Source organism: Vibrio sp. OPT46 (assembly GCF_015163535.1).
In the GTDB taxonomy this organism is placed as follows: domain Bacteria; phylum Pseudomonadota; class Gammaproteobacteria; order Enterobacterales; family Vibrionaceae; genus Vibrio; species Vibrio alginolyticus.
The window spans coordinates 1-1,756 of the sequence record NZ_JADDYG010000018.1; the positions used below are offsets into that span (position 1 = coordinate 1).

The window sequence follows — 1,756 nt, forward strand, 5'->3', positions numbered from 1 at the left end:
AGCAACTTGATACCGTTGCCTCCTGCATTTCGAGTTCTTCTGAAGGCGTTGACAGCGGCGACTGATGAGGCACCGAAGCACACTGAGCAAGAGCTTTCACGCTCGGAAATTTAAAGAAGTCATTAAAGCTAACTTCGATACCATGATTATTCATTAGGTTCCCAATAATTCTAGTTGCCAACAGTGAGTGCCCACCAATTTCAAAAAAGTCGTCATCTAATTCAACATCAGGGTCATCGAGACTATCCCTAAATTCAGCTAATATTATTTCTTCAATATTACTTTCAGAGTCATCATGGTAATAAAACTGAGCGATATCTATACCTTTCGGATTAAAACCAGCACAATAAGAGTGGTTATTCAAAGCTTCGTAGTTAACACTTAATAAATTAATGATAGTTGTATTGTTAATATGTGGTTCTAATATCGGATGAGTAACAATAAACAAATACTTCTCTTGCTCAGTTTGTAAAATAACTACTCTAAATGGCGACTGAGACTCTGGGTCCCACTCGCGCATTTTCATTGCTTTGATCAACTCTGGCAACTGCTTACTGGCTAAATCTAAAGTGTCAATGAACTGGCTTTCTTCCGATAGATGCCACTTCTCTAACTCAAAGTCTTCAGATAATCCGTATCGAAGGTTTAATCGCATATCGACTAAAACAAGCTTGTGTAACGCTCGTTCAATTAGAACGTTTTTGCTTTTTTTATCAATAATATAGCAAAAAACCCTCCATTCAATACTCTGTGAATCTTGAAGCTGTCGCATCCAAACTTGCTCTTCATATTCGCCGATTGGAAGTAGGACTTTAGGCTCTTTAGTGACGTTGTTCATATAAAATCTAACTCTTACTTGGCCGCTTGACATGTTAGCGACCTGATTTTTTAGGATTATGTGTTAATTTGCTTACACATCGACAATAATGGTGATAGGATTGATTATCATTTAGATTTGCATTTCACGTCAAGCCAATAATTATATTGAGTTGAAAAGGGAGTTTTTTGTCAGCTAATCCGAGTTAACTGACGAATTAATCCGTTAAATTTTAAGTTGTAAAGTGGCTCTGACAACATTTTGAGAATTAAGTTGTGATCGTATTGTTTATTAAAGAAAACCTTGGTTATGATTTATTGAAATTGGACTTCATCTCAGTAAAAAGTATCCATTATGCGTATTCCTCCCCACTTTTATTCCAACTAGAAACTAATTGCAACTCTTTGCCTTTTTGTTTCGGGGCACGTTTTTCATGAATACTCGGATAATTATCACATTTACTTTATTGTGCTTAACTTCAATTTTCGTCGGCGCAAACCAACTAGATTGGTCGTTATTGCTGACCATGGATGACAAAGCTTGGCTACCGATTACTGCTAGCAGATTACCAAGGCTAATCGCACTAATTCTTACCGGATCTGGTCTCGCAATATGTGGTGTTATTCTTCAACATATTGTTAGAAATCGTTTTGTTGAGCCGGGCACCACAGGCGGTATCGATGCGGCAAAGCTCGGTATTTTGGTATCTATCGTCATGCTTCCATCCTCAGACAAGCTTGAACGTATGCTCTTCGCCGTACTATTTTGCTTCGCCGCTGGCCTTATCTACATTGCCATCGTACGAAAAATTAAATTCAGTAACTCTGCGTTAATACCTGTGATTGGGCTTATGTTTGGTAGTGTACTAAGTGCCATAGCGGAGTTTTATGCTTATCAAAACAACATCTTACAGAGTATGTCCGGTTGGTTAATGGGAGA

General features: G+C 38.0%; 2 protein-coding genes. One reads left to right on the top strand and one right to left on the bottom strand.

The genetic code is table 11. The features are described from left to right. On the bottom strand, nucleotides 1-871 hold an 871-nt coding region (locus IQR33_RS01920; protein ID WP_228013718.1), incomplete at its 3' end, for a phosphopantetheine-binding protein. Between the two features lie 379 nt (nucleotides 872-1,250). Here IQR33_RS01920 and IQR33_RS01925 point away from each other — a divergent pair. Further along, the coding region (locus IQR33_RS01925) for an iron chelate uptake ABC transporter family permease subunit (RefSeq protein WP_193843457.1) at nucleotides 1,251-1,756 on the top strand (506 nt) is incomplete at its 3' end.